Source organism: Tepidibacillus infernus, from assembly GCF_048898065.1.
GTDB lineage: Bacteria > Bacillota > Bacilli > Tepidibacillales > Tepidibacillaceae > Tepidibacillus_B > Tepidibacillus_B infernus.
On record NZ_JBLWFI010000001.1, the window covers coordinates 1,668,509 to 1,692,891 of the forward strand.

At 36.2% G+C, this 24,383-nt stretch carries 17 protein-coding genes, 1 pseudogene and 1 riboswitch; of the genes and pseudogenes, 3 read left to right on the forward strand and 15 right to left on the reverse strand.

The window, feature by feature from the left end:
* Positions 1-59 precede the first annotated feature (59 nt).
* From TEPIDINF_RS08410 to larC2, 3 genes and pseudogenes are all read right to left on the reverse strand, one after another.
* Positions 60-1,915 (reverse strand): annotated as a pseudogene (locus TEPIDINF_RS08410) (fructose-specific PTS transporter subunit EIIC).
* Between the two features lie 110 nt (positions 1,916-2,025).
* Positions 2,026-3,909 (reverse strand): BglG family transcription antiterminator, encoded by a 1,884-nt coding sequence (locus TEPIDINF_RS08415; protein WP_421691747.1) that lies wholly within the window; start codon positions 3,907-3,909, stop codon positions 2,026-2,028.
* An 84-nt stretch (positions 3,910-3,993) separates the two neighbouring features.
* A complete protein-coding gene (gene larC2, locus TEPIDINF_RS08420) occupies positions 3,994-4,539 on the reverse strand; it encodes a nickel pincer cofactor biosynthesis protein LarC2 (protein WP_321164182.1) in 546 nt (181 codons plus the stop codon).
* A 71-nt stretch (positions 4,540-4,610) separates the two neighbouring features.
* Here larC2 and TEPIDINF_RS08425 point away from each other — a divergent pair, with 71 nt between their 5' ends.
* A complete protein-coding gene (locus tag TEPIDINF_RS08425) occupies positions 4,611-5,597 on the forward strand; it encodes a M23 family metallopeptidase (protein WP_068725647.1) in 987 nt (328 codons plus the stop codon).
* 55 nt (positions 5,598-5,652) lie between these two features.
* Positions 5,653-5,754, forward strand: a riboswitch (SAM riboswitch).
* Positions 5,755-5,867: 113 nt separating this feature from the next.
* Positions 5,868-9,323: a methionine synthase gene (gene metH, locus TEPIDINF_RS08430; protein WP_421691748.1), complete on the forward strand. Its 3,456-nt coding sequence runs from the start codon at positions 5,868-5,870 to the stop codon at positions 9,321-9,323.
* Between the two features lie 76 nt (positions 9,324-9,399).
* Here metH and TEPIDINF_RS08435 read toward each other — a convergent pair whose 3' ends face one another.
* From TEPIDINF_RS08435 to yunB, 12 genes are all read right to left on the reverse strand, one after another.
* Entirely contained in the window at positions 9,400-9,540 is a 141-nt protein-coding gene (locus TEPIDINF_RS08435) for a MetS family NSS transporter small subunit (protein WP_181482157.1), read from the reverse strand.
* Positions 9,540-11,021 carry a sodium-dependent transporter gene (locus TEPIDINF_RS08440; RefSeq protein ID WP_068725651.1) on the reverse strand — a complete coding sequence of 494 codons (1,482 nt, stop codon included), beginning with the start codon at positions 11,019-11,021 and terminating at the stop codon, positions 9,540-9,542. Before TEPIDINF_RS08440 ends, TEPIDINF_RS08435 begins: the two co-directional genes overlap by 1 nt.
* Before the next feature lie 223 nt (positions 11,022-11,244).
* The gene (locus TEPIDINF_RS08445; RefSeq protein ID WP_068725653.1) at positions 11,245-13,011 is read right to left on the reverse strand and encodes an ATP-binding protein; all 1,767 of its coding nucleotides are present in this window, start codon (positions 13,009-13,011) and stop codon (positions 11,245-11,247) included.
* Entirely contained in the window at positions 12,998-13,693 is a 696-nt protein-coding gene (locus TEPIDINF_RS08450; RefSeq protein ID WP_421691749.1) for a response regulator transcription factor, read from the reverse strand. The genes TEPIDINF_RS08445 and TEPIDINF_RS08450 overlap by 14 nt, the downstream gene beginning before the upstream one ends.
* A 1-nt stretch (position 13,694) precedes the next feature.
* Positions 13,695-14,672, reverse strand: a complete 978-nt coding sequence (locus tag TEPIDINF_RS08455) for a YncE family protein (protein ID WP_068725658.1) — start codon at positions 14,670-14,672, stop codon at positions 13,695-13,697.
* Between the two features lie 189 nt (positions 14,673-14,861).
* On the reverse strand, positions 14,862-16,550 hold the full coding sequence (gene argS / locus TEPIDINF_RS08460; RefSeq protein WP_421691750.1) for an arginine--tRNA ligase: 1,689 nt from the start codon (positions 16,548-16,550) through the stop codon (positions 14,862-14,864).
* Between the two features lie 126 nt (positions 16,551-16,676).
* Positions 16,677-17,573, reverse strand: a complete 897-nt coding sequence (locus tag TEPIDINF_RS08465) for an ABC transporter permease (protein ID WP_068725662.1) — start codon at positions 17,571-17,573, stop codon at positions 16,677-16,679.
* A 13-nt stretch (positions 17,574-17,586) separates the two neighbouring features.
* Positions 17,587-18,591, reverse strand: coding sequence for an ABC transporter permease (locus tag TEPIDINF_RS08470; RefSeq protein ID WP_068725665.1), 1,005 nt, complete (start codon positions 18,589-18,591; stop codon positions 17,587-17,589).
* A 68-nt stretch (positions 18,592-18,659) separates the two neighbouring features.
* Complete coding sequence (locus TEPIDINF_RS08475) at positions 18,660-20,291, reverse strand: ABC transporter substrate-binding protein (protein ID WP_068725667.1); 1,632 nt, start codon at positions 20,289-20,291, stop codon at positions 18,660-18,662.
* Between the two features lie 109 nt (positions 20,292-20,400).
* Positions 20,401-21,390: an ABC transporter ATP-binding protein gene (locus TEPIDINF_RS08480; protein WP_421691751.1), complete on the reverse strand. Its 990-nt coding sequence runs from the start codon at positions 21,388-21,390 to the stop codon at positions 20,401-20,403.
* Positions 21,390-22,388, reverse strand: a complete 999-nt coding sequence (locus TEPIDINF_RS08485) for an ABC transporter ATP-binding protein (protein WP_068725669.1) — start codon at positions 22,386-22,388, stop codon at positions 21,390-21,392. Before TEPIDINF_RS08485 ends, TEPIDINF_RS08480 begins: the two co-directional genes overlap by 1 nt.
* Before the next feature lie 207 nt (positions 22,389-22,595).
* Positions 22,596-23,465: a sporulation protein YunB gene (gene yunB, locus TEPIDINF_RS08490; protein WP_068725670.1), complete on the reverse strand. Its 870-nt coding sequence runs from the start codon at positions 23,463-23,465 to the stop codon at positions 22,596-22,598.
* A 113-nt stretch (positions 23,466-23,578) separates the two neighbouring features.
* Between yunB and thyX the strand changes: the two genes are divergently transcribed.
* Complete coding sequence (gene thyX, locus TEPIDINF_RS08495; RefSeq protein ID WP_068725671.1) at positions 23,579-24,361, forward strand: FAD-dependent thymidylate synthase; 783 nt, start codon at positions 23,579-23,581, stop codon at positions 24,359-24,361.
* Positions 24,362-24,383 lie beyond the last annotated feature (22 nt).

Genomic DNA, 24,383 nt, shown 5'->3' on the forward strand with positions numbered 1-24,383 from the left:
AAAACTACCCCTTTTAAAAAGATTTTCTACGGTTATTAAAAAAGGGGAGATTTCTCCCCTTAAATTTGTGCTAAAAGCTCAATGATATCTTCTTTTGTTGGTGCGTCTAATAGAGCACTACGAAAATCATCATCAATTAATTTTCTTGATAGCAATTGTAAAATTTTTAAATGTTCATCTCCAGCATTTTTCTCAGGAACCCCAATAAGAAAAATTAATTTTGCATCAGTTCCATCAAAACTATTCCAATCAATGCCATTTTCTTTTTTTCCAAAAACTACAGCTGGTTTTTTAATAGCATTAGATTTTCCATGTGGAATTGCTATATTGAAACCAATTCCTGTAGTTCCTTCTTCTTCTCGATGAAAAACTGCATTTGTGAATACCTCTTTATTAGTTAAAAATCCTTTATGTTCAAGTAAAGAAATCAATTCGTGAATGACTTCTACTTTAGATTCTCCTTTTAAATCAAGTATGATCATGTCCTCCGTCAAAAGTTCAGTTAAATTCAATTTATTCACTCCTGTATGTTCTTTTTAAGACTATTGACCATAAAAGCAGTAACAATTGCACCAATAATAATAGCTACAAAAAACATCAACGAATTTTCAACAGCACCAAGGATAGCAACAATCGGTCCACCATGAGGAACATTATCTCCAACATGGCTTAACATCGCAATAACAGCACCTACCATAGAGCCTGTCATAATACTTGGGATGACACGAAGTGGATCTTTTGCTGCAAAAGGGATGGCTCCTTCTGTAATCCCAACAAGTCCCATGGCCAATGCAGCTTTACCAGCTTCTAATTCTTCTTTTTCATATTTCTTTTTATTTAGCAATGTAGCTAACCCCATTCCAAGCGGTGGCACAGCAATAGCAACTGCTATTGGCCCCATAATATAAGGATTTCCTTCAGCAATCATCGCAGAACCAAAAAGGAAAGCAACTTTGTTTACTGGTCCACCCATGTCAAATGCAATCATAGCACCTAATATTAAAGCTAAAACAATTGAACTTGCACCTTGCATACCATTTAGCCAATTAGTTAAACCTTCCATAATTCCTGCGATAGGTTGACCAAGAATACCAATAAAGATAAATGCAACAAGTAAAGTTGTTAGAAGTGGAATTACTAGAATTGGCATAATCGGTTGTACCATTTTTGGTACCTTCCAAGATTTAATCCACTTTGCGATATAACCAGCAAGGAAACCAGCAATGATACCACCAATAAATCCAGCTCCTGCACTACTTCCGTAAAAACTACCATTTGCCGCAATATATCCACCGATCATACCAGGTGCAATACCAGGACGATCAGCTATACTCATTGCAATAAAACCAGCTAAAATTGGAACCATAAAAGTAAAACCCGCAACGCCTACATTAAGGATTGATTGCCAAATTGAACCTTCAGGAATCTGCAATCCTTTTGCTGTTGGTTCTCCGCCTATAGCTAGTGATAAAGCAATTAAAAGCCCACCTATTACAACGAATGGAATCATATAAGATACACCATTCATTAAATGGCGGTAAATTGGATTTTGTTTTGCTTTTCTTTCCTTTTTTACTTCTTCCACTGATTTTAATTTTTTTCCATATACTTCAACTTTACCATCTATAAATGGTTGAATTAACCCTTCTGGGTTTTTAATCGCTTCCGCTACAGCTACTTCAATTAACTTTTTTCCTACAAAACGATTTTTATCAACCGTTTTATCAGCGGCAATAATAATTCCGTCAGCCTCTTTAATCTCTGCTTCTGTTAATTCATTTTCTACACCTATTGATCCTTGGGTCTCTACTTTAATTTGAATACCCAACTTCTCAGCTGTTCTTGACAATTTTTCAGCTGCCATATAAGTATGGGCTATTCCGTTTGGACAAGAAGTAATCGCTAATAACTTCATATTGTATTCCTCCTATTATTATTTGAAAGCGTTTAACTATATTGTTATTATGCATTAAAAAATAATAGGTTTAGGATCAATTTTTTCCACAATATGTGGTAAAAATAAATCTAAAGGTTATTCAAGAATTCATTTACGGTATTCACATCTTTTAAGCGTTCCAAATCTTTCTCATTTTCAACAAGAGTAACAATTTCATGAAATAAAATTTGAATTTGATCTGATTTTGCTAGTTTTGTAGCCATCAGAAAAACAAAATTAATTTTTTCACCATTCAAATCTATTGTCCTTTTCAATCTTGCAACAGCTATAGTGGAATGAATCACAAGCTTTGGATCTCCATGGGGAATAGCAATTTCACCACCAACTGCTGTAGATCCTACCTGTTCTCTTTTAATAACACTCTCCTTATATTCTATAGAGACATACCCTTTTTCAGCTAAAGCATTGGCTAGAAATTCAATCAGTTCATAATATTGATTGAAATCTACATCTAAAAAAACTAGTTCTTGGTGTATAAAACTTTTTAACGTTGGATATTTCGCTTGCTTGGATACATATTCTAATTCTAATATAAAATTTTCTAACTTTTTTTGTTCTTGTTCAGAAAATAATGGTGTAACTGTAATTGTACGAATTTCTTTATTTTCAATTGGTATTGTACTAATGATGAAATCAGGTTTGTTCTTTTCAAGAGCTTTATTCAAGCCAGAAGCAGGTACTACATCAAGGATTTGTAACGATTGAAATTTCCGCTCTAATTTTGTTTTTAAGAGTTGAGACATCCCTATTCCCATATGGCAAACAATGATAGCTTTTTTATTCGATCCAACTCTATTATTTCTTTTCTCTACTGAAGCTTGAAAATGTAAAACTATATAGGAAATCTCATCTTCTGGAATAAAAAAATTAGTTTTTTCTTGAATAAAAGGGATAACTGATATAACTACTTCAAACATGTAGCGATACATTTTTTTTATTTTACTTGCCAATGGGTTTGTGAGGGATAAATGATATTTCAAACGGTTTAAAGCTGACTGCAAATGTATGGCTAAACCAATAAACAACTCTTGGTCGTTAAAAAAGTTTTCTCCTGTAATCTTTGAAACTTCTTCAATCAATTCTTTTGCAAACTGAATAATTACTTTATCAAGCTGTGATAAAGCTCCCTCCTGTAGTAATAAATAGTCATAACGAATTTTAGCACCTGATAAATGAGATGCAATAAATGCTATTTCAGCAGGAGGAAAATTAATAACAAAGGCTTTTTTTAATCGCTCTGCCAGTTGTAAAGCTACATGATATTCTTTTTGATTTTGTATTTGTTTTAAATTTTCAGCATCCATTTTTATGTAATGCCCTAATTTAATTCGTTTTATCGAAATTAGTATATGAATAATTAAATTTTTTATCGCCTCATCCGAGAAAGAAAAGGTAAATAATTGTTCAAACTCAAGGAGATGTTTTTTAACTAAGGAAATTTCATAGGGTTCAAACCAATCATCGTATATTTTTGATAATGCAAAACGCCGTAGCTTTTCTTCTCCTTCAACCTTAATACCAACCTTGGTCTTTCGTATAAGTTGAAGTCCAAAACGATTTAGCCATTTTTCAATATTTTCTAGATCTTTTCGTATTACTGATTTACTAACATAAAATTGTTTCACTAAATCTTCAATTGTTATCTCTTTTTCTTGTCGTAGTAACCATTTTAGAATTTCCTTTTTTCTTTCATCTTCGGTTAGAATTTTTTCTTTTGAAATTTCATTCAGCAATTTTTTCTTTTCAAAAGGATCGACTTGTAGATATACACCAATATTTGGTTTCCTTATTAAAATGCCATTTGATTTCTGCTGCAACCATTGATCGATTATCTTAAAGTCGTTTCTTATAGTTTTTTCTGAACACTGATGTAAATCAGCTAATTCTTGAATAGTTACGTATTGATCATTATTTAAGAGAAATACTAACAATTTATATTGTCTGTCATTCATAAAATATCTCCCTTTTTATTTGATCCTTTTGTAAATAACTTTATCATAAAATGCCTGTAGAAATGATCATTCATCGATTAGCTCTTATTGTTCTTTTGCCCACTGATATCCTTTTTCCTTTACCAGATCATAGACCCATTTAATTGGAACCTGATGTTCTTTTGCTAACCGTACACAATCTTCATACTCAGGGGCTATTTGAACAATTTTGCCTTCTCGTTTCCCGATCTTCACTGTACATTTCCCCCACTCTGTTTCCACCTCTATAAATGTTCTTTCTAAACGATGAACTGTATAGGGAGTATACCTGATGCCTAGAGTGGTGGTTTCAAGAAAAAGAAAATCCATCACCTTTTCTCGAATTTCCTCTCTACATAATATATGAAGAACTTGTCCAGGACGATTTTTCTTCATGATCACTTGTACAATATATACATCATTTACACCCATACTAAATAATTGTTCCATGATATATCCATAAAATTCTGGATTCATGTCATCAAGGGAAACCTCTATCTTTACCATTTGTTTATCAATATGTTCATTTAGATTATTTTTCATATTCTTCATGATCTCCCTTACTATATTTTTCGAGATAAATTTCAGGTCAATTTTACCATTTTCCTTTATACATAGAAAAGGAAACTTTTTTAAAAACTATTTAAATGAATTGAACTAAAGATGATTTTGGAGAGATGGAAATGAGACTGTTAAACAAACGATTAATATGCACTTTAATAATTATCAGCTTAGTTTCAACGATTCCTATACAGAGTTTAGCTAAAGGAGAACAAGACGATCTGTTTCAAACGAGAATGGAGCTATATAAAACCATGGATAATATTTATCAAATCCCATGGTACTATATTGCAGCCATTGATCAGTATGAAAGAAATATTCAACCTGTCAGGCAGGATCTTCCTATAAAAAAAGGTCTAATCAGCATCTATTTTTCAAAAGAAAAATGGGCCGGTTTTCTCAATCCAAATCCCGAAGATCAAAATCCAATGCGAATTCAGTTTTTTAATGGTTTTGGTGTAGATGGGGATGGGGATGGTTTAGCTGATCGAAATAATGATGCTGATGTTCTTGTTGCTTTTTTAAATTATCTAAGTCGGTATGGGACGACAAAAGATAGCCTCAAGAATGCTTTAATGGATTATTATCAAAGCGAGTTACCAGCCAAAATCATTGATGAAATCGCTCTCATCTACAAAACCTTTAATACCCTTCAATTAGCAGAACGGGTTTTCCCAATTCCCAAATGGAACAGTTACTCCTATCGAAGTACATGGGGAGATACAAGAGGCTGGGGAGGGCGAAGAATACACGAAGGGACTGACATCTTCGCTTCTTATGGTGCAGCAGTACGAAGTGTTTCTTATGGGTATGTTGAAGTCCTAGGCTGGAATAAATATGGGGGGTGGCGTGTTGGAATAAGAGATACAAACAATATTTATTATTACTACGCTCATTTAACAGGGTTTAAAAAAGGATTAAAAGAAGGAGATATTGTCAAACCAGGTGATGTCATCGGATATGTTGGAAGTTCTGGTTATGGCTCTCCAGGTACGCAAGGAAAATTCCCCCCTCATTTACATTTTGGTATGTATAAATATAATGGCCGTCATGAGTGGGCATTTGACCCTACCCCTTATTTACGTGTTTGGGAAAGAAAAAGAAAATAGTTGACAATTTGCTGATTCTCGTACAAACTAGAAGAAATAACAAAAGCATACTTCACTTCTATCCAGAGTGGTGGAGGGATCTGGCCCTACGAAACCACAGCAACCGGTCGAATGACCATGGTGCTAATTCCAGCAGAATTTTTCTGGAAGATAGGAGAATCGTGAATACACGTAGCCCTCTCCTATTTTGGTGAGGGTTTTTTCATTATAAGATTCCTAGGGAATGTATATTATATGTATACATCTCCATATTATGAGGAGGGAGAAACAATGAACAAAATAGATCGTTTAAAACAACAAATGGAGCAAAAAATCCTCATTCTTGATGGTGCAATGGGTACAATGCTACAAAATGCTCAATTAACTGCCAAAGACTTTGGTGGAGATCAATACGAAGGTTGCAATGAAATCTTAAATCTAATCCGTCCAGATCTAATTAAACATATCCATCTTACCTATTTAGAAGCAGGAGCAGACATCATTGAAACGAATACTTTTGGAGCTACCCCAGTTGTATTAGCAGAATATGGACTTGAAGCCCGAACTGAAGAAATCAATCTTACTGCAGCAAAGATTGCAAAAGAAGCTGTTGATCAAGTTTCTACCCCCGAATGGCCACGCTTTGTCGCTGGCTCCATGGGGCCAACAACCAAAACCCTTTCTGTTACAGGTGGGATTACATTTGATCAATTATCGGATTCATATTATCAACAAGCAAAAGGATTAATCATCGGTGGTGTAGATTTACTTTTGTTAGAAACTGCACAAGATACACTTAATGTGAAAGCGGCTGGAATAGGAATTCAAAAAGCTTTTGCAGAATGTAAAGTAGAATTACCTGTTATGATTTCAGGCACGATTGAACCGATGGGTACCACTCTTGCAGGTCAAAATATTGAAGCTTTCTACATCTCCTTAGAACATTTGAAGCCCATTTCCGTAGGACTAAACTGTGCAACAGGGCCTGAATTCATGCGTGATCATCTCCGTTCCCTCTCGCAATTAGCTACAAGTGCAGTTAGTTGTTATCCTAATGCCGGATTACCAGATGAAGATGGTCATTACCACGAGTCTCCCAAAGCCTTAGCTGAGAAGATGTCGCAATTTGCAAAACAAGGTTGGTTAAACGTTGCAGGTGGATGCTGTGGCACTACACCAGATCATATCAAAGCTCTTTCAGAAACATTAAAAGAATTTAAACCTAGACGATTTCAAAAGGAACATCTCCCTGCCGTGTCAGGAATTGAGCCAGTTTTTTTAGAAAAAGAAAATCGTCCCCTCTTTGTAGGAGAACGAACGAATGTGATCGGTTCTAAGAAATTTCGGGACCTGATTGCAGACGGTAAGTATGAAGAAGCCTCTGAGATTGCCCGTGCTCAGGTAAAAGGCGGCGCACAAGTGATCGACATCTGTTTGGCCAATCCTGACCGTGATGAGTATTTCGACATGGAGCAGTTCCTACAATATGTAGTCAATAAAGTCAAAGTACCGTTTATGATTGATTCAACCGATTCAAAGGTAATTGAGCTTGCTCTAAAATATTCTCAAGGAAAAGCCATCATCAATTCAATCAATTTAGAAGATGGCGAAAGACGTTTTCAGGAGATCGTCCCACTCATTTTACAATATGGTGCATCCGTTGTTGTTGGAACGATTGATGAAAAGGGAATGGCTGTTACGAGTGAAAGAAAATTAGAAATAGCTAAACGTTCTTATGATTTGCTTGTTCATCAATATGGAGTAAATCCTCAAGACATTATTTTTGACCCATTAGTCTTTCCAATAGGAACAGGTGATGAAGCATATATTGGATCTGCAAAAGAAACGATTAAGGGAATTCAACAAATCAAGGAAGCTTTTCCTGAATGTCAAACCATTCTTGGCATTAGTAACGTTTCCTTTGGGTTACCCCCTGCTGGTCGTGAAGTATTAAATGCTGTTTTTCTTTACCATACAACACGTGCCGGCCTAGATTATGCTATTGTGAATACACAAAAGCTTCAACGCTATGCTTCCATTCCAGAGGAAGAAAGACAATTAGCTGAACAATTGATTTTTAACACAAATAAACAAACCCTTGCTCAATTTGCTGATTTTTATCGCAATAAAAAAGTGATCAAGGAAGAAACTAGTATCAGGTATCCATTGGAAGAACGGTTAAGTAACTATATCGTGGAAGGATCAAAAGACGGCCTGATTGATGACTTAAAAGAAGCCCTTAGCCGGTATACTCCTTTAGACATTATCAACGGCCCTTTGATGAAAGGAATGCAACGTGTTGGGCAACTATTTAATGACAATGAATTAATTGTTGCCGAAGTATTACAAAGTGCTGAAGTGATGAAAACGGCCGTTTCCTTCTTAGAGCCTTATATGGAAAAAAACGATTCTACACAAAAAGGAAAAATTCTACTTGCTACTGTAAAAGGGGATGTCCACGATATTGGGAAAAACCTTGTAGAAATTATTTTATCCAATAATGGTTACGAAGTAATTAACCTTGGAATTAAAGTACCTCCCGAACAATTAGTGGCTGCTTTTAAACAGGAAAAACCTGATGCCATTGGCTTATCTGGACTCCTTGTTAAATCAGCACAACAAATGGCCATCACTGCTCAGGATCTAAAAACCGCTGGGATTGATGTTCCCCTTCTAGTAGGAGGAGCTGCATTAACAAGAAAATTCACTGAAAACAAAATTGCAAATGAATATGATGGACTTGTTTTCTATGCAAAGGATGCAATGGATGGGTTAAATATCTTAAACCAGATTAGTGATGAAGCCTATAAAAACGAACTTATTGCTGAATTACGAAAACAGCGCCAAACAACTGCTGATATGGGTCATACTGACAATATAATAAATGATTCAGTCTTGACCAATAAAAGTATCAAGCGTTCATCAACCAGTCAAAACGTACCTGTTTTTCAACCGCCAGACTTCGATCGTCATATTTTGCGGAATTATCCAATTGATTTTTTGTATCCTTATTTAAATATGAGGATGCTACTCGGAAAACATTTAGGGGTCAAAGGAAATATTGAGCAACTTCTTGCTCATGGTGATGCTAAAGCTTTCGAGCTAAAAACAGCGGTCGAACAGCTACTAACGGAAGCAAAAAATAAAAACTTCATAAAAGCAAATGGAATGTATCAGTTCTTCCCTGCTCAGTCGCAAGAAAATGACATTCTTGTTTACGATCCAAAAGATTATTCAAAAGTGATTCAACGTTTTTCATTCCCAAGACAGCAAGAGGAACCCTATTTATGCCTAGCTGATTTCCTTCGACCTGTAGAAAGTGGTGTGATGGATTCTGTTGGATTCTTAATAGTAACCACTGGTCAAGGGATTATCGATCTAGCTTCAGAGTGGCGAGAAAAAGGAGATTATTTACGTTCTCACCTCTTGCAAGCAACTGCCTTAGAATTGGCCGAGGCTTTTGCAGAAAGAATACATCACATGATGAGAGACATCTGGGGCTTCCCGGATCCTTCAGAAATGACTATGGTAGAGCGGTTTGCCGCCAAATATCAAGGAATTCGGGTTTCATTTGGCTATCCAGCTTGTCCTAACCTTGAGGATCAAAAGAAATTGTTTGCCTTACTAAATCCTGAGGACATTGGCATCCACTTAACAGATGGCTTTATGATGGAACCAGAAGCTTCTGTTTCAGCAATGGTCTTCGCTCATCCCGAAGCCAGATATTTTACCGCTGTTAAATCTTAGTCATTATCTTTATCTACACAAAAAACCTCACTAGAACTTAGTGAGGTTTTCCTATTTAATCTAACATCCAAAAATTCTACTGATGACTTACCGCATTTTTTCCTGTTTGGTTTGAGGCTTTTTTTGATTTAGAGATAGCGACTGATAAGGCAACCCCTAAACCTCCCCAAAGAAGAGTAGCTCCAAAGATAAACATAAAGATTGCACCTGTGCTCATTAGAATTCCTCCCTTTTATAACCTGGAATGAGTTTCATCATGACTCCTAACACAATTGCAGCAATCGCAACTCCCCAACCAAATACGATTAGACTATTTAATGTATATCCTCCATATAGTTCAGTAAATTCCGTTTTAAAGTTTAGAACCATCATGACTCCTAACACAATTGGTGTGACAAAACGGATCATAATATCCCACCAGCTACCAATTGCAAAATCGGAAAGCGGGTTATTATGCTCACGAATCGTTGAAACCTTGAAGAACCAGCCAAGGAGAATAACCTCAACTAATCCTGCTAAAGCAATACCAAAGGAATTGATAAAGTGGTCTACAATATCTAAGTAATATAAACCACCACCGGTAACATAAAAGAGACTAAGCAAAAAGGTTACAGCAGTAGAAGCAACAACTGCCTGTTTTCTACTTAAGGAGAATTTATCCATCACTGCCGCAACAACTACCTCTAGAATGGAGATCGCTGAAGTTAATCCGGCAATCACTAATGCACCAAAGAACAAGACACCCATCAATTCGTTCATAGCAGGCAATTGGTTAATAATTTGTGGGAAAACAACGAAAGCTAACCCTACGCCTGCTTTTGCAACATCCTGTACAGGCACACCACTTGATGTAGCCATAAAACCAAGTACCCCAAACACACCTAATGCAGCTAAAAATTCAAAGCCACTATTGGATAGACCAGTAATGAAAGCACTATTGTTGATCTCTGCTTTCTCAGGTAAATAACTAGAATACGTAATCATAATTGCAAAAGCAATACTTAGACTAAAGAAGATTTGCCCGTACGCAGCAATCCAAGTATCACCATCAAAAATCTTGCTAAAATCTGGGGTTAATAAGACATTTAAACCTTCTGTTGCACCAGGTAATGTTACCCCACGGATTGTAAATATAATCATGATAATCAATAATAATGGCATTAAAAATTTGGAAATACGTTCAATCCCTGCTTTAACACCTCGATATAATATAAAGAAAATAACTGCCCAGACTACTAATAGAACGAAGAAAATGTGCCACTGAATTCCTCCAGTATGCCAAACTCCTTCTGATATGTTTAAATATTCTGAAAATAAAAAAGACTCAGTATCCTCACCCCATTTTAACCCTAGGGCAAACCATGTATAACTTGCACTCCACGCAATGATCGCAACATAATAGGTCATAATTACAAAAGAAATAAGTACCTGCCACCAGCCAAGCCATTCAGAATTCTTTAAGATTCTACGAAATGATAATGGTGCAGACCCTTTAAATTTATGGCCAATACCGAACTCAAGAATAAGGATCGGAATACCTGCTGTTAGAAGTGCGAAAAAGTATGGTATTAGAAATGCGCCACCTCCATTTGCATATGCTACATAGGGGAAACGCCAAATATTACCTAATCCAACTGCGGAACCAATGGCTGCCAGGATAAATCCTGCCCTGCTTCCCCATTGTTCTCTTTTACCCATGTGAATGACCTCCTTTGAAGTTTGTATAACTTTTATATGTTTTATATATTACAGCACTTGTGTGATAAAGAAAAGAGCAAATTTTTAAAAAAAATATATTTTTCATATAGAAACGCTTACATTTATACTTTCAATATAACCCACCAAAGTGACAACTTCTTTCGAAGTAAAATCCGATTACTTTTGTGGGGTCGCATTAAAATAAAGAAAAATCCAACCATGTTTACTCATGATTGGACCTAGATATTGACGGAAAATAGATTCGAAATGTGGTTCCTACATCGACAGTACTTTCTACTTCTAATCTACCATGTAATCTTTCTATGATTTGTTTTACAATAGCTAGTCCTAACCCTGTTCCACCACTTTTTCTACTTCTTGCTTTATCCACTCTAAAGAACTTTTCACCGATTCTAGCAAGCTGTTCTTTCTCCATTCCTTCGCCTGTATCACTTACTTGTAAGACGATGTCATCATAATAAGGATAAATTTCAACAGTAACTTTTCCACCTGACTTCGTATGTCTTAATGCATTATCTAGTAAATTGACTAGAATTTGAATGATTCGATCCTCATCCCCAATCATCCACATCGGTTTACTATAATGCTTTTGTAAGGCAACTCCTTTTTGCATATAAGCTGGTAGATACCTTTCAACCACTTGGTTAACAATATGATCAAGGCGTATTTCTTCTAGATACATGGGGTAGGTGCTTTTTTCTAATTGTGCCAAGTCTAGTAGATCATTAACCAACCGTTCCATACGACAAGTTTCGTTATGAATCGTTTCTAAATATTTTGCTTGTGTTTCTTTTGAATCAGCCACCCCATCTATGATAGCTTCCGTATAACCTCGAACATAGCTTAAAGGGGTTCTTAATTCATGAGACACAATGGCTAGAAACTCTCTTGTATCGTTTTCCCGCTTTCTTTCCGCAGTTACATCATGAATTACCAGGATAATCCCCCATAACTCCTGATCTTCGATTAACGGGCTTAAATATAAGAAATAGGTCTTATCATGTAGTTCAAATTCACCTGTAACAATATCCTTTTCTTGTTTAACCCTTTCGATATAAGCTTTAATCTCTGGTAAATGGATAAATTCTTCCTTTTTCAAACCTAATTTTCGTAAAAGATTCTTTGACGGATTATTTAGTAGGACAAATCCTTCATTTTTGTGGATCGTTAGAACACTATCACTGATTCCATCTAAGATTTGTGAGAGTTGTTTTTTCTCTTTTGATAATAAACTAATCGTTTTCTTTAGCGAATCAGATAGATGGTTAAAGGTTCTCCCAAGTCTACCAATCTCATCTTCTGTATAGACTTGTATTTTAGCTTCAAAATCCCCATCCATCATTTTTTTGGCTACAGATTCCATTTCTCGCAGTGGTTTTGTCATTGTACTGGTAATGAATTTTCCCATGATAATCCCTAGAAAGAAAAAACTGACAAGGAAAAGAAATAGTAAAAATCGTATTTCTGCAACGGCTTCAGTCACTGTTGCTAGTGGCATATAAAGAAAAACAGCACCTACCAACTGATTTATCTCAGGATCGATTAAAGGAACAGCCACGGCAATAATATCTCTTTTAAACCGTGCATGTTCACCAATAATCGTGATCACTTCACCCTGTGATAACTTTTCTCTCTGTTCATAAGAAACAAGTGGTTCTGCATGCTCACTATCAACAGGAAGGCAAGCCCCCAAGTCTGCAGGATTATCGGTAATCACGATTTCTTCGTTGGTTAATGAGTTAATATCATTTACTTTTTCCTTAAATGACTGACTGATTTCCCCTCCTGTATACCTGCTAACAATCTTCTTTCCCTTTTCTGCTAAGTATTTTTCTGTCTGTTCAACATAGAGATGTCTGTAGAGGTAAAGAGTGGTCCAATAATTAAATAAGCTACTAATCAAGAATGCAATAATCAATGTAATCCATAGTTTTGAACTAAGGTCTAATCTTAATTTAGTATATCTCAAACTTATAACCTACCCCCCATATGGTAGAGATGTAATTTGAAAGATCCCCTAGTTTCATCCTTAAAGTTTTGATATGGGTATCTACGGTTCTTAAGCTTCCATAAAAATCATAACCCCAGACATGTTCTAAAATTTGTTCCCTTGTCCACACCTGATTTTGATTTTTCGTTAAAAAGAGTAACAGATCATATTCTTTAGGTGTAAGAACTAGTTCTTTTTCTTGAACCTTCACTCTTCTAGCTTTTTCATCAATTGAAATGGCTCCAAAAGATTTCATCAGTAGTTCACTCTCAGACTTATTGGTCACTTGTGACCTCCTTAAAAGTGCTTTGATTCTTGCCACTAATTCCCTAGGACTAAAAGGCTTCACGATGTAATCATCGGCACCAAGCTCTAATCCGTGAACACGGTCTAGCTCATCTCCTCTAGCTGTTAACATAATAATTGGGACTTCTGAACTCTTTCGAATTTCTAAACAAGTCATTAACCCATCCATTTCAGGCATCATCACATCTAACACAATACAATCAAATTCAGAAACCGAAAGTTTATCTAATGCGTCTTGACCGTTGTTTGCTTCCTCCACGATGAAATGTGACTTTTCTAGGTATGCTCTTAATAATTCTCGCATTTGTGGTTCATCATCAACAATTAAGATCTTCTTGTCTTGAAATTGAACCATTTTATTCTCCTCCCATATAAACAATTGATAATGGATGACCGCCAATATCTATTTCTTTTACCTTTAGTAAACTTTCCTCTCCAAAAATAGTTAAAGAACGACTATCATAGTTTGAGACATAAATATACCCATTAGCTATCGTAAAATCAAAAGGATTATTTCCTACATAGACTGTTTTCTTATCTTTTTCCTTCCCATTGAGAGAAAAGATGGATAGCTGATTTGAGCCATGGCTAAGAACATATAATTTTTTCGTCTTCTCATCAAATTCTATTTTTATTGGCATTAATCCTGTCTGTAATAGATGATACGTACCTTGATCTAAATTGATTTCATAAATCTTATCATTCGGGGCTTCAGCATCCCCATGGCCACCAACCCATAACCTCCTTGATTCTAAATTTAAACCAATCCCCATGGTTCTTTTTGGGCTTTTAAAATCTCTTGTCACTACCCATTGTTTTAGGTCAATTTCTTTTACTTTCCCTTCCTCTAACAAACCTACATATAAAAATTGTCCATTCTCAGAGATTTGTAATGTGGCTGGTTCTTGTCCGATCTCCATTTTTCTAGTAATTTGTAGATCATATGCATCCCATTGGTAGATAGATCCCTCTTGTGTTCCAAAATAGAGATATTGCCCATCTTTAGAAATGGTTTGAGCAATGATTCCCCCTCCAATTGGATATTTTCCAATCAATTTTCCTGTGTGTGCATCAAAAAGGAATAATTGATTCATCTCTTTTCCAGAAGCATATAAAATCTTTTGATCTGGGGATAGTAAAAGATGTTGCACAGGTGCATCAGTTGTAATCTCCGCTATTTTTTGAAAATGAATCGGATCAATGACTAAAATTTGCCCCTTGTTTACAACTGCAACAAAAATCGCAGAATCAGAATCTTGAAGAAGATATGGAGTTTTGGTACTGCAACCTGTAGCTAATATCAAGATGATCAACGTAAAGATATACTTTTTCATCCTTTTCCCCCAAAAAAATATCAACCTTATTTACATCTATTGTACATTATATTTGTGTTAAGAAATTATGAGGATTTTATGAAAAAAAAGAAGCCCACAAAAGTAACGACTTCTTTTGAAGCGTATTCCGAGTACTTTTGTAGAGCTCCATGAATATTGAAATAAGTTTGTATATGACAAGTGAAAGATTTAAATCGCCTCGGGTGCTTTTAACCCTAATATACTTAACCCATGCTGTAATACCTTAGAGGTGGCAGTAGATAAACCTAATTTTGCGATTTGCTCTTTCTCATTTTCAGTAATCACTCGTTCTTGATGGTAAAAACGATTAAACTGTGCACTTACATCCAACAAATATCTAGCCACAATTGATGGTTCAGCACGATTTGCTGCTTTAATCAAGATATCTGGGTATTGGTTTAAAAGCAAAGACAAAGCCCAAGCAGCATCCCCTGTAAGATAGCTTCCATCAATTGAATGGATCTGTTCTTCGCTTATGTTCGCCTTTCTTAACAGACTTCTAGTTCTAGCGTTCGTATATTGGACATAAGGGCCTGTTTCCCCTTCAAAATTTAGCGCATCTTCCCAAGAGAAATTCACTTCATGCATCCGATGTTGTTTTAGATCATTAAAAATCACTGCACCAACTCCTACTGCTTTGGCCGTTTCCTCACGATTTGGAAGATCAGGGTTTTTATCAGCTATGATCTGATCAGCCATCTCAATACTTTTTTGTAAAACTTCCTCTAATAAGACAATGGTTCCTTTACGCGTAGACATCTTTTTATTTTCAAATAACATAAGACCAAATGGCACATGTTTCATTTCTTCTGCCCACTGATATCCCATCTTCTTTAAAACGGCAAAAACCTGTTGAAAATGTAACGCTTGCTCGTTCCCTACCACATAAAACATTTTATCAAAATCAAAAGCATCTTTACGATATAATGCAGCAGCTAAATCGCGAGTAGCATAGATCGACGAGCCATCTTTCTTTTTAATCAAGACAGGGGGCATTTCTAGATCTGAAAGGTCAACAATCATCGCCCCTTCACTTTCTTGCAATAATCCTTTTTCTGTTAGTTCTTGGATAACTCGATCCATTTTGTCATTATAAAAGCTCTCGCCCATAAAATGATCAAAATGAACACCTAAGAGATCGTAAATTTTTGAGAATTCTTGTAAGCTTTCTTCAACAAACCATTTCCATAAGCGGAGAGCTTCATCATTACCCTCTTCAAGCTTTCTAAACCATTGTCTTGCCTCATCCTCTAATTCTGGATGTTTCTCTGCCTCTTCATGAAATTTAACGTAAATTTTCACTAATTCTTCAATTGGGTTTTTGCGAATCACTTCATCATTACCCCATTTATGATAAGCAACAATCAACTTACCAAATTGGGTTCCCCAATCTCCTAAATGATTGATACCAACCACTTGATAACCTAAAGCTTGATATAAATGAACAATCGCATTACCAATCATCGTCGAACGCAAATGAGGTAAACTAAATGGCTTAGCAATATTAGGAGAGGAATAATCGACCACAACCGTTTTCCCTTTTCCAATTTCACTTTCACCATATGTATTTTTCTTGTCTAAAATCGTTTCAATCAGCTGTTTTGCATATTTTGCACGGTCAAAATAAAAATTTAAATATGGACCAATTGCTTTACAACTAACTAATGGATCACTTAGTTGTCTTGACAAATCTTCAGCGATTTGGTTTGGGGCTTTACGAAATGCTTTTGCTAAAGAAAAGCAAGGAAATGCCACATCCCCCATCTCACGATTTGGTGGGGTTTCTAATAGATTCAGAATATCCTCTACACTAAGGTCAAGCGATTGACTTAAAACTTTAGCCACATATTGTTTCATTTTTTACCAACCTTTCAATATATAAAACCCCTCATCTCATAGAGAAGAGAGGCTAAATTCACCCTATATTCCCAATTATTATATACAACTGTCCAGCTATAAATCAAGTAATAGTCTAATTAATGCCTATTTTTTCATCTTAGGGTCAAGCGTATCCCTTAATCCATCTCCTAATAGGTTAAACCCTAATACAACAAGCATAATGGAGATGCCCGGAAAAATTACTGTCCAAGGAGCCAATTGAATATAATCTTTGGAATCAGCTAACATCGTTCCCCATTCAGGTGTTGGTGGAACTGCACCTAGTCCAAGAAAACCTAAGGCAGCCGTTTCAATGATCGCTGTTGCAATGCCTAATGTCCCCTGAACAATAATAGGAGTCATACTATTTGGTAACAAATGGTGAAAAAGTATGCGGCTATTTTTCATTCCAATTGCTTTTGCCGCTAAGATAAATTCTTCTTCTTTTAGACTTAACACTTTAGACCTTACAAGCCGACCATAAGTAGGGATATTAATAATGGCAATGGCAATCAAAGCATTGGTTAAAGATCTTCCCAAAACCGTTACAATCGCTATCGCTAATAAAATACTTGGAAAGGCCAACATGATATCGAAGATTCTAGAAATAATCATATCGATCCATTTTCCATAATACCCTGCAATAAGTCCGAGCATCGTACCAATCACAATCGAGCCAATTACCGATAAAAATCCGACTCTTAATGATATTTGCGCTCCATAGATGATTCTAGTAAATAAATCCCTTCCTAAATCATCCGTCCCAAAGAAATGCCCTTCAGATAGAGGAGGTAAAAAACGATTTTCTAGTACTGATTCCTTAAAGGAATAGGTAGTTAATAAAGGAGCAAAAATAGCTAAGAAAATAAAAAACAGAATGATTGTACCACCGATGAGTGCTGATTTTTGTTTAAATAATCTTCGAATAATTTCCAACCATAAGGACGGAATCTTTTGTTCTTGAGCATAAGGCTTTAGTGGCGTTTCTACTTCTGTTTGCATCGATTTCCCCTCCTTAACGGTATCTAATTCTTGGATCAATGGCTGAATATAGTAAATCGACGATCAGGTTAACAAGGACGAAAATAGTAGCAATGACTAAAATTCCTGATTGGATCACTGGATAATCCCGAACCGCAATCGCATCATAAAGATACTTTCCAATTCCAGGCCATGCAAAAATCGTTTCTGTTAAAACTGCACCACCTAAAAGTAAACCAGTTTGTAAACCAACGACAGTTAAAATAGGAATAAATGCATTTTTTAAAGCATGCTTATAGATTAAGAAGAATTGATGAACCCCTTTTGCCTTTGCTGTACGAATATAGTCTGAATTCATCACCTCTAACATACTCGAACGGGTCATTCTTGCGATAATGGCCATGGGAATTGTACCTAAAGCGATACTTGGTAAGATGAGATGTTTCAGCACTTCTTTTAATCCTTCAAAATCACCCGCTATTAATGTATCGATGAGATAAAAGTTGGTAATCGGTTGAACAGGATTTAGAATCCCGTCTCGACCAATAGAGGGCAACCAATTTAACTTTTGTGCAAATACCCATTGTTCCATTAAACCAAGCCAAAAGACCGGCATTGATACACCTAAAAGGGCAATAAGCATCGCGATATAATCAAACCATGAGTTTTGTTTCCAGGCTGCAATAATCCCTGCATTTACTCCAATCAAAATGGCAAATGCCATCGCAAAAAAGGTCAATTCTATCGTTGCAGCCAAATATGGCCTAATCTCCTCAGATATCGCTACTTTCGTTTTAATGGAGGTTCCTAAATCCCCCTTGAATATTCCTACCATGTAGTTTTTGTATTGAACGATTAGTGGATCATTCAATCCTAATTCCTCTCTCATATTTTCTAGGACTTCAGGGGAAGCCTTCTCACCGAGAATGGTTTTGGCAGGATCACCGGGAATGAGATGGACAATAGAAAATACGAGTAAAGACATTCCAATCAAAACAGGAATCAACATTAATAAACGGCGAATTGTATAAGATACCAACTTCTTCCACCCCAATCTATGTTGAATAAGATAGGGTAGTATGTAGTCACACTACCCTTTAACCATAATTATTCAAAATGAACTTTTGTAAATTTATCTGAACCTGTAGGATGAGGATTAAAACCTACAATGTTCTTTTTACCAAGAAGTGGTGGTGTGGAGTGTACTAATGGTACCCATGGTGCATCATTATGAATGATTTCTTGCGCCTGTTTGTATAGCTCTGTTCTTTCGTTCACATCACTGGATTGCTGTGCTTTAATTAAGATTTCATGTAACTGGTCATTTTTATAGAAGGAGATGTTACCAGCATCTGGCGCTTTAGCATTATCCTTATCTAAGAGAACATAAAGGAAATTATCTGGATCACCATTATCACCAGTCCAACCTAAAAGAGCCATCGAGTGTTCGCCCTTACCTGTTTTTTCAAGGTATGTTGCCCACTCTTCAGTGACTAAATTCGTTTTTACGCCAATTTTTTCAAATTCCGCTTGCATCGCTTCGGCTATTTTCTTTCCTTGTGGAATGTATGGACGAGGAACAGGCATATACCATAGATCAGTTGTAAATCCATCTGGATAGCCTGCTTCTGCTAATAATTTTTTCGCTTCATCTAAATTATAAGCATAGTCTTGAACTGCATCATTATATCCCCATAAAGAAGGTGGCATTGGATTTTTGGCTGGTTCAGCTAAACCGTTATAGAATGCATTGATCAAAGCTTGTTTGTTAACTGCCATACTTAATGCTTGACGAACTTTTACATTATCAAAAGGTGGTTTTTCAGTATTAAAGGCTAAATAACCAACGTTCATACTTGGGCGTAACCATACTTGTAAATCTGCATTTTTCTCCGCTAAGGTGACATCATCTGGATTAACCCCATCCATCATATCGATATCACCACTTTGTAAAGCCGTAAATCTTGCTTGATTATCAGGAATCGATTTGAAAATCAATTGATTTAATAATGGATAACCTTGTACCCAGTAATTCGGATTCTTTTCTAAGACTATTTTATCATTACGAATCCACTGTTTAAAAACAAACGGACCAGTACCTACAGGATTTTCACCAAATTTATCTCCATATTTTTTGATGGCGTCTGGAGAAGCAATTGCAAAAGCAGTCATCGCAATATTGTTTAAAAATGGACCTTGTGGTTTATTTAATTGAATTTCAACAGTATAAGGATCTTTGGCCACTACTTCTTTGATGACATGACCTTCATCCCCTTTATATCCACCGAACATGTAACCATAATAAGGGAAATCCCCTTGATGGTACGGATTTTCCTTATCCATCCAACGATTAAAGTTAAAGACGACGGCATCTGCATTAAAATCAGTACCATCATGGAATTTAACCCCTTGTTTTAAGTAAAAAGTCCAAGTTAAACCATCTTCAGAAGCCTCCCATTTTTCCGCTAAAGCAGGTTCAATTTCTGTATTTCCTTCCTTATAATCTACTAAGGTATCAAAAATATTTTTGGTTACGTTAAGTGATTCTCCATCTGTTACATTTGCAGGATCTAATGACACAGAATCTCCCCCACGTCCAAAAACCAAAGTAGATTGAACTTCTGCTTCTTGTTGTTCTTGATTTTCCTTTGGTGCAGTTGTTTCCTTACTACCACAACCAGCTAAAACGACTGATAATAAAACTAAAATAGCTAGTATAAAAGATAATCCCTTCTTCATTTTTCTATTAACCCCCTTATTTTCTTTCATTGATTTTCAAAAAAAGCAAAGCGATTTTATTTGATAAGTAAATCCTAGACCACTCCCTTCTTCTTTTTTGTAAATATAGTTAGGTACCAAGGTGAGAAGATTCACTATGTAAATGGCAAGCCACAAAATGTCCTTTTCCCACCTCAGCCCATTCAGGTATTTCGTTCTCACAAATCTCCATTTTGTACTTACATCGGGTATGAAATTTACACCCTGAAGGTGGGTTTACAGGACTTGGTACATCTCCGCTTAATATAATTCTTTCTTTTTTTACGTCTGGATTTGGTTCAGGTACAGCAGATAACAAGGCTTGGGTATAGGGATGTAATGGTTGTTCATAAACTTCATCTTTTTCAGCCAACTCTACTAAACTACCTAAATACATCACGCCTACTCGATCAGCAATATGGCGAACAACACTTAAATCATGGGAAATAAAAATATAAGTTAAGGAAAATTCCTCTTGCAAATCTTCCATGAGATTTAGGATTTGTGCTTGAATGGAAACATCTAAGGCTGAAACTGGTTCATCTGCAATAATCAACTTTGGATTTACAGACAAGGCCCTTGCAATTCCTATTCGTTGTCTTTGCCCCCCACTAAATTGATGGGGATAACGTTTTGCCTGATCTTTATTTAGTCCTACCACTTCAAGCAATTCATATACTTTTGCTTTTCTTTCTTGCTCATTTCCTAATTGATGAACAAGTAAAGGTTCTTCTAAAATTCTCTGGATGGTATGCCTTGGATTTAACGAAGCAAAAGGGTCCTGAAACACCATTTGTAGATCCCTTCTCTTTTTCCTCATTTGTTCTTGATTTAAAGAGACTAAATCTTCCCCGTTAAATAAAATCTTTCCTGCTGTTGGTTCTACTAAACGTAATATGGATCGACCCGTAGTAGATTTCCCACAACCACTTTCGCCAACGAGTGCAAGGGTCTCCCCTTTATCTACCTGAAAAGTAATACCATCTACGGCTTTAACATAGCCTGTTGTTTTTTGGAACACACCGGTTTGAATCGGAAAATAGGTTTTTAAATTTTCTACTTGTAAAATGAACTCTGACATTATGCACCCTCCTCGTTCAGCAAATCCTTTTGTTCGTTTAACCAACATCTAGACTTGTGGTTCGTCCCGACATCTTTTAATTCGGGTACTTGATGAAGACATTGGTCAGTCGCATATTCGCAACGAGGAGCAAATGTACAACCGCTAGGCATCTCTTTAATACTTGGTACATTTCCAGGAATCGAGTAAAGCCTTTGTTTCGTTTCCTTTAATTGAGGAGTTGATTGAATCAGCCCTTTGGTATAAGGATGGTTTGGATGGTGAAAAATCGTTCGAACATCCGCCTCTTCAACAATTTTTCCTGCATACATTACGATCACACGATCACACATTTCTGCAACAACGCCTAGATCATGTGTAATCAGCAAAATAGAGGTATTGGAATCCTTTTTTAAATTTCTCATTAAATCTAAAATTTGCGCCTGGATCGTCACATCTAGTGCAGTTGTTGGTTCATCTGCAATCAAAATCGAAGGAGTACATGACATTGCCATAGCAATCATGACCCGTTGTCTCATTCCTCCAGACAATTGATGAGGGTATTCATTCATAATCTCTTCTGCTCTTGGAATTCCTACGCGTTTCAACATGTCAATTGCCTTTTTCTTTGCTTCTTTCTTCGAGAGGGAGGTATGTAAACGAATCGATTCTACCATTTGGTTGCCAATCGTAAAGACGGGGTTTAATGAAGTCATCGGTTCTTGAAAAATCATCGCTATTTCATTTCCCCGTAACTTTCTCATTTGTTTTTCTGATAGATTCGTCAACTCTTTTCCGTTATAAAGAATAGAACCTTCTACTTTCCCATTTGATTTTGGAATTAGTCCCATGATCGATAGGGAGGTTACACTTTTCCCACTTCCTGACTCCCCAACGATTCCTAATGTTTCACCAGGTTTAAGGGAAAACGATACGTCATTTACTGCTGAAAAAACGCCGTCTTCTGTATAAAAATTCGTTATTAATTGCTTTACTTGTAAAAGATATGGTTCAGACACGTTTTCACCCACCTTCTAGCATAAAAAATATATAAATAATTCATTAAAATACAAACTAAACGTTATTTATGAGAATTTAGAAAATTGTAAATACATGTTATTGATTATAGCATAACATCGTTAATAGGGGAAAGAAAAAAATGATCAAAGTGAGATCCTACAAAAGTAATCGGTCACTTTTAAGTAAATCGTCACTTTTGTAGTTTTTTACTGTGCTACACCCGTGAATGGCACCCCTTTACCTGAAATAATAGGATAAAAAGATTCAAACCCAGGAATCGGTTCAGCAGCTGGTGAAGAAGATGGTGCTGCTTCTCCTACATTTGGTTGAGTATTATTTGGAATACTTGGTGTACCAGGGATGATTTGAATTGGTGGTGGTGTAGTAGATTTACTTGGATCTGTACTGTTGTAATTACTACCATCATAATAAAACTGTGGAACCTCACCAAAGATTTGTGTTTGGGCAATAGGAACAGAAGTTGCAATGGATGTAGCTTTCGTAACAAAAGGAATAACCACTTGTACCTCTGCCTTTATATTGATCACAACAGTCATGACTACCACGTTGATACCAGCATTTTGAAAATTGGTATCTGGAGTAACTTCTGCGTGGCCTATTGGTACAAGCGTGATTGGAATTTCTGGTCCAGCATTTGCAAATATTTTACTATTAAAAGCGGCTCCTAATTTAATCTTTTCTTCCATCTTTTCAAGATCGTTTAATGTATCTTCTACTCTGGCCGTTGCTTCACCCACGACCCTTGCAAATTCCCCATAATTAAATAGTGCAGCTCTTATTTTACCTTGATTGTCTGTTTCAAATTGAATGAGGTCATTGAAACTCGTATTTTGGGCAATTTTTTTAGAAATCGCATCGTTTAATGCGTTTGTCGCTATTTGTTTTACCCTTGCTTCAGCAATACTGATTAATATCGGTTGAAGTTGACCTTCTATATAGAAAAAGGATTGTACCATCATTCCTAAAAAGATAACAAAGCTGATGAAGATAAGTTGTCTTTTTCGAAGATTGATTTTCTTCATCTTCCATCTTCGTCTAGTTCCCCAACGTGGCATCTGTCCCCCTCCTCTCTATACATACATATTCGAAAAAAAAACTCCAATACATTTTCTTTCCCAAAAAAGGTTATGATTCTGTTAAAATAATAAAAGATGGAGAGGTGAAGGCAATGGCAATTGATTTTACATATCAAGGTGTTGAATATAAAACCTTAGTTGAATTAGCAAAAGCATTACCTTTAAATTCTGCCAAACTTGTACAATGGACAGAGGATGCGGATCGCTTTGCTGCTGAAGCTGGTTCTCTTTGTTATGAAAGTGAACCTCGATTAGGTATCGTTAATCATTGTAGAGATAGTGGTCATAATACGGTTTTGGAACATAATATCTTTAGTTTCGTTAAAAAAGTACCAATCTTTGTTGCAAGACAGGATATGCGTGCCCGTCATGCTACTTTTGATGAACGAAGCCTTCGTTATGTTCGGTTAAATAATGGAGGATTTGAGTATTACATTCCACCAGAGCTGAAAAAGCCTGGTCGGGAGCAGGAATTAGACCAATGGATTTATCATCATGAAAAAGCTTTTGAATTATATGGCCATTATACAGACGAAGAAATTATGGAAAACGAACGAGCTAGAGCTATCCTACCTTTAGGAATCGCCACTATGTATACCGATTCAAGAAATGCTGTAGGCTGGCGTCATCATGCGATAAAACGGTTATGTTTAAGAGCTCAAGATGAAATCCGACTCTTGTATCGTTCCATTACTGATCAGTTAGTAGAAAAAGCTCCACGTTTGTTCGGTGACTTGGACATGCCTTGTTATATGAAACAAGGATGTGGTGAGGTTAAAACCTGTGGATTGATCGAACTCGATCCAAAAACAAGACGTGCTGTGGCCTATGAGAAGAAGTTACAGCGTGAGCATACAAAAGTTGAATTGAAATGAACTAAAAACCTCCCAAATCATT